Source organism: Mycobacterium sp. (assembly GCF_049673265.1).
Classification (GTDB): domain Bacteria; phylum Actinomycetota; class Actinomycetes; order Mycobacteriales; family Mycobacteriaceae; genus Mycobacterium.
The window spans coordinates 1-5,557 of record NZ_JBATXN010000618.1; the positions used below are offsets into that span (position 1 = coordinate 1).

The window sequence follows — 5,557 nt, forward strand, 5'->3', positions numbered from 1 at the left end:
CAGTGCTCGGCGGACGTGCGGGCCTGGATCTTGCCCGTGCCGTCCACGTGTCCCTGCACGATGTGGCCACCAAGTCGGCTGTTCAAAGCCGCGGCCCGTTCGAGGTTGACCGGGCTGCCGGCCGCCAATCGGCCCAAGCTGGACCGCTTCAACGTCTCGCCCATCACGTCGGCGGTGAACTGCCCCTCGGGCAGCACCTCGACCACCGTCAGACATACGCCGTTGACGGCGATCGAGTCGCCGTGACCGGCATCGGCGGTAACGACCGGACCGCGGATGGTGAAGCGCGCCGAATCGCCCAGGTCGTCTTTGCCGACTACCTCACCCAACTCCTCGACGATTCCGGTGAACACCGCCTCAGGCTAATGAGTCGGGCGTCCGCGCGCGATGTCGCCGTTACCTCGGGCTTCACCGGCGGCTAAATGGCACCCTCTACGATGCACGTATGCCGACGCCGCGCCGAATTGGCCCAATCCTCGCCGTCCTCGCCGCCCTGAGTATCGCCGCAGCTCTGGTCGGCGGCTGCTCGTCATCCAAGCAGTCCACCGCTCCGCTTCCGGACGCGGCCCAGCTGCTCGCCAAGTCCAACCTGACCACCAGAAATGTCAAGAGCGTGCACTTGCTGCTGTCGGTGAGCGGCACGATCAAGGGGCTGCCGGTCAAGACGCTGACCGGCGACCTGACCACCGCACCTGACACCGCGGCCAAAGGCGACGCCAATCTCACCGTGTTGGGCTCGGCTGTCGATGCTCAATTCGTGGTCGACGGCGGAACCCTGTACGCGGCGCTGACCCCGGGCCACTGGGAAAGCTTCGGTCCGGCGTCCGCTATTTATGACCCGTCGGAGATCCTCAACCCGAACACAGGTCTGGCCAACGTGTTGACCAACATCAGCAATCCCAAAGCGGAATCACGCGAAACCATCAACGGGCAAAGCACGGTCAAGATCACCGGGAAAGCCTCGGCCGACGCGGTCAATGGGCTTGCGCCGCAACTGAAAGCGACTCAGCCGTTGCCGGCGACAATGTGGGTCCAGGAAAACGGTGATCACCAATTGGTGCAGGCCAAGCTGGACCAAAGCGCGGGCAACTCCGTCCAAATGACGCTGTCGAACTGGAACGCGCCCGTGCAGGTCACCAAGCCCCCGGTAGCCGGATGACAACACCGCACGCCGGCCGCGGAGTCGCCATCGGCGCGGGCAGCCTCGCCGTACTGCTCGGTGCCCTCGATACCTATGTCGTGGTCACGATCATGCGCGACATCATCAACACCATCGGCATCCCGATCAACCACCTGCAACGAATCACGCCGATCGTCACCTGGTACCTGCTGGGTTACATCGCCGCGATGCCGTTGCTGGGCCGCGCCTCGGATCGATTCGGCCGCAAACTGCTGCTCCAGGTCAGCCTGGCCGCGTTCATCATCGGCTCGGTCGTCACCGCGCTGTCCACCGATCTGCATGTGTTGGTGGTCGGCCGCACCATACAAGGCGTGGCCAGCGGCGCACTGCTGCCGGTGACGCTCGCCCTGGGTGCGGATCTGTGGAGCCAGCGCAACCGGGCCGGGATCCTCGGCGGCATCGGCGCCGCCCAGGAGCTGGGCAGCGTGCTCGGCCCGCTTTACGGCATCCTCATCGTGTGGCTGACGAGTCGCTGGCAGGACGTCTTCTGGATCAACGTGCCGCTGGCACTGGCGGCGATGGTAATGATCCAATTCAGCCTGCCCTCACACGATCGCAGCGCCGACCCGGAAAAGATCGACTTGGTCGGCGGGCTGCTGCTGGCACTCACGTTGGGCCTGGCGGTGATCGGGCTGTATAACCCCTCGCCTAACGGACAGCAGGTGCTGCCCAGCTACGGACCGCCGCTGATCTATGCGGCCATAGCTTCGGCCGTGCTTTTCGCGGTGTGGGAGCGGTTTGCGCGCACCAAGCTGATCGAACCCACCGGGGTACGCTTCGGGCCCTTCCTGTCGGCGCTCGGCGCGTCACTGTGTGCCGGTGCGGCGCTGATGGTGACGCTCGTCGATGTCGAGTTGTTCGCCCAGGGCGTGCTCGGCAAGGAGCAAGACCAGGCGGCCATCCTGCTACTGCGTTTCCTGATCGCACTGCCAATCGGCGCACTGCTGGGCGGCTGGATCGCGACCAAGGTCGGCGACCGGGCGATGGCGTTCGTCGGGCTGCTGATCGCGGCCGGCGGCTACTGGCTGATCTCGAAGTGGTCGATCGATCTACTGAACCAGCACCACAACATCTTTGGCGTGTTGTCATTACCGGCATTGGACACCGACTTGGTGATCGCCGGGTTGGGGCTGGGTCTGGTGATCGGGCCGCTGACGTCGGCCAGCTTGCGGGTGGTGCCGTCGGCGCAGCACGGCATCGCCTCGGCTGCCGTGGTGGTGGCCCGGATGACAGGCATGCTCATCGGGGTGGCAGCGCTGAGCGCGTGGGGCTTTTATCAACTCCCCCACATCGTTGCGAAGCTGTCGGCACAAGTGCCGGCCGACGCCAGCCTGGCGGTCCGGATCGCGGCGCAGGCCACCCTCTACCGGCAGTCGTTCGCCCAGATGTACGGGGGCATCTTCACGGTGACGGCCATCGTCTGCGTGGTGGGAGCTGTGTTCGGGCTGCTGATCAGCAGCCGTCGCACCCATGCCGACGAGCCCGAACTGCATGAGGCGCAGCCCGTCGGCCCCCGGGTCTAGCGGGCTTTTCGCGCAAACGCAGTATTCGGCCGAAAAGCGGCGCACAATCGCCACGTGGCGCCCAGCGATGGGACCTCCTCCCGGCCGTCCGGCAGTTCTGCCGGTGGTGTGTTGATTGCGGCCTACGGCGTCGCTGCCTACCTGATTTTCCTGCTGACCTTCTTGTATCTGATCGGGTTCGTCGTCGACGCAGACTTCATGGTGGGCAACGTGCACATCGTGGGCAAAAGCATCGATCGCGGCGGCCTGGGCGACGGCAGTCTGACGGTCACCGCGGTGGTTATCGACGTGGCGTTGCTCGCGCTGTTCGCCGTGCAGCACAGCGTCATGGCCAGGCAGGGATTCAAACGGCTGTGGACCCGCATCGTGCCGCCGAGTGCAGAGCGATCGACGTATGTGCTTGCTTCCAATATCGTTCTGATCGTTCTGGTGCTGGCGTGGTTTCCCATCACCTACGACGTTTGGCGGGTCACCGCCCAGCCCTGGGCGGGGTTGCTGACGGCGATCGGCCTTGTTGGGTGGGCGATCGTCCTGCTAAGCACCCTTCTCATCGATCATTTCGATCTGTTCGGTCTGCGCCAGGTGTTCGCTCGGCTACGGGGGCGGCAGCTTGCCGAGCACAAATTCACGACGCCGCTTTTCTACCGCGCAGTGCGACACCCGCTTTACCTCGGTTTCCTGATCGCGTTCTGGGTCACACCGAGAATGACGTTGGGACACTTACTCTTTGCGGCCGCGACGACCGGATACATCTTGGTAGCAGTCCAATTCGAGGAGCGAGACCTGGTCGGCATATTCGGGGAGCAATACAGCGACTACCGTCGCCGCGTCCCCATGTTGATCCCAGGGCTGGGCGATCACACTCGACGCACCCGTCCGACCGGCTAGGTCGGTTGCGCCGACCCGACCGTCCTGATCGCATTGATCCAATCCGCGACATTCGGCACATAGAAGCCAATCTCGCCTCCGGGCGGCCCGATCGTTCAGACCGTTTTCGGACCGCGGCTCCCCTGGTTCATTTCATCGGCTGCCGCCTGTTTTTTGTCATGCCGCGCAGGGAGCCAAATATGCGTCGGCATTGGAATTGGAACTTTCATGCCGCAGCATCAAAGGCTGATTGTTGCGTGTTTCATTCACTATCGTGTCCCCATGGCATCGGGCTATCCCAATCTCGCCGCGCTCCCTCCCACTGCACCCAGTCCCAAGCGGCCGACCGATAAATCGGATGTGGTGGCGACGACCGTGCTGTTGGTCCTCGGCGCCTTTGTCTGGGCCGGTGCCGCCTGCATGGAGTTATTCGTCATGGCCTTCACCGACTACTGCCCCGCCCAAACCTGCAGCGCAGACCGGGCGTTTACGTCGATCACGGTTGGATTATCGGCAGCGGCTGCCCTCGTCGTCCTCGGTGCCGTCGTGGCCATCCTCCGAATTGTTCGACGGCGGTCGGGCTGGCCCTTCGCGGCAGCAGCTTTGGTGTTGTCCATAGCCGCTGAAGTCCTTGGCTTGGTTGGCTACGTGGCGGCGGTCGGCTATTGAGCCTTTGAGCCTTTACGGGCCAAACCAGGTCTCACAATTGCGGCCGGTGGACTTTTTATACAAGCCATATTTGTATTTGCTTATAACGTCACCGTCATCGGCCCAAACCATTAATCTCATGGTCACTGAAGCTCGCCAATCTGCGAGCAGTTCAACGTGACCTAGGAAGATGCCATGACACAACAACCGCCCATGCCACCGCCAGGTAACCCTGTGCCGCCACCACCCGGTAGTGGATATCCGGCGCCGGCGATGGGACCACCCGCGGCGGCGCTGCCCACCGAGGCGTACACCTCATGGATCCAACGTGTCGGCGCATACCTTATTGACGCCATACCGGTGGCGGTCGCCTACGGGATCGCTTTTGGCATCGGGATCGGCACCGGTAACAACTCCTGCGTCACCAATCCCGACGGCAACGGGGTAGCTTGCTCCTCGTCGTCTTCCGGTGTCGGGATTGCAGTTATGTTCCTGGCGTGGCTTGGCGTGCTCGCATATGCGATCTGGAACTGGGGCTATCGACAGGGTACGACGGGCTCGAGCGTCGGCAAGTCGGTGCTGAAGTTCAAGGTCGTCTCGGAGGCCACCGGCCAGCCCATCGGTTTCGGGATGTCGTTCGTGCGTCAGCTCGCGCACATCGTGGACTCGGCCATCTGCGGACTCGGCTACTTGTTCCCTCTATGGGATGCCAAGCGGCAGACACTGGCGGACAAGATCATGTCGACGGTCTGCGTTCCGATTACCTGACGCGATCGAAACTCTCTACGCGCGTTCGTTAGTCCGAGTAGCCGAGGTGCTCCGCCGACGCCTGCAGCAGCAGCGGCAGCTCCATATCGGCAGTGGACCAGCGTCCATGTGACCCAGCCACCTGCGTAATATCTCCGCGAGTTCTTCGGCACCCTGGGCATTCGTAACGCTCGAATTCGACGGCAAACCAGACGATCCCGTACCGCCCGACTTCGCCATCATCGGCCAGAAGCAGGATTCCGTCATCAAAGCCGGGCTACCCAGCTGACACGCAGGCGCAGCTGAGGGAGTTAGCGGGGTACCAGGCTGAGCAACAGATCTGGCCCGACGCGCTCGATGCCGTCATAGCGCCACCGCAGCGCGCGGGCGATGCTGGGCACGCCGACGTCGTCAACCGCGGTGATCGGTCCGCCGAGCAGGATCGGCGCAACGTAGGCCAGGATGCGGTCGATTACCCCCGCACGCAGGAACGCCCCCGCGAGCGTGGGTCCGCCCTCAAGCAGCACATCGGTGCGATCCGACAACGCCTTGAGCACTTCGGCCGGATCACGGGTGCGGATCACCATCGTCC

Annotated in this window: 7 protein-coding genes; 5 read left to right on the top strand and 2 right to left on the bottom strand. The window is 63.6% G+C overall.

Features of this window, described 5'->3' with window-relative positions; genetic code table 11:
- Positions 1–353: riboflavin synthase (locus WBF82_RS20835; protein WP_424384829.1), on the bottom strand; the 353-nt coding region annotated here is incomplete at its 3' end.
- A 92-nt stretch (positions 354–445) separates the two neighbouring features.
- Here WBF82_RS20835 and WBF82_RS20840 point away from each other — a divergent pair.
- The 5 genes from WBF82_RS20840 (at position 446) to WBF82_RS20860 (ending at position 4,986) form a co-directional block, all read left to right on the top strand.
- Positions 446–1,159 carry an LppX_LprAFG lipoprotein gene (locus WBF82_RS20840; protein ID WP_424384830.1) on the top strand — a complete coding sequence of 238 codons (714 nt, stop codon included), beginning with the start codon at positions 446–448 and terminating at the stop codon, positions 1,157–1,159.
- Positions 1,156–2,703 carry an MFS transporter gene (locus tag WBF82_RS20845; RefSeq protein WP_424384831.1) on the top strand — a complete coding sequence of 516 codons (1,548 nt, stop codon included), beginning with the start codon at positions 1,156–1,158 and terminating at the stop codon, positions 2,701–2,703. The genes WBF82_RS20840 and WBF82_RS20845 overlap by 4 nt, the downstream gene beginning before the upstream one ends.
- Before the next feature lie 54 nt (positions 2,704–2,757).
- Positions 2,758–3,591 (top strand): methanethiol S-methyltransferase, encoded by an 834-nt coding sequence (mddA, locus tag WBF82_RS20850; RefSeq protein WP_424384832.1) that lies wholly within the window; start codon positions 2,758–2,760, stop codon positions 3,589–3,591.
- 261 nt (positions 3,592–3,852) lie between these two features.
- Complete coding sequence (locus WBF82_RS20855) at positions 3,853–4,239, top strand: hypothetical protein (protein WP_424384833.1); 387 nt, start codon at positions 3,853–3,855, stop codon at positions 4,237–4,239.
- A 174-nt stretch (positions 4,240–4,413) separates the two neighbouring features.
- Positions 4,414–4,986 (top strand): RDD family protein, encoded by a 573-nt coding sequence (locus tag WBF82_RS20860; RefSeq protein WP_424384834.1) that lies wholly within the window; start codon positions 4,414–4,416, stop codon positions 4,984–4,986.
- Between the two features lie 290 nt (positions 4,987–5,276).
- On the opposite strand, the gene WBF82_RS20865 is transcribed toward WBF82_RS20860, so the two are convergent.
- Positions 5,277–5,557 (bottom strand): RibD family protein (locus WBF82_RS20865; RefSeq protein ID WP_424384835.1); only part of this gene is annotated, 281 nt, incomplete at its 5' end.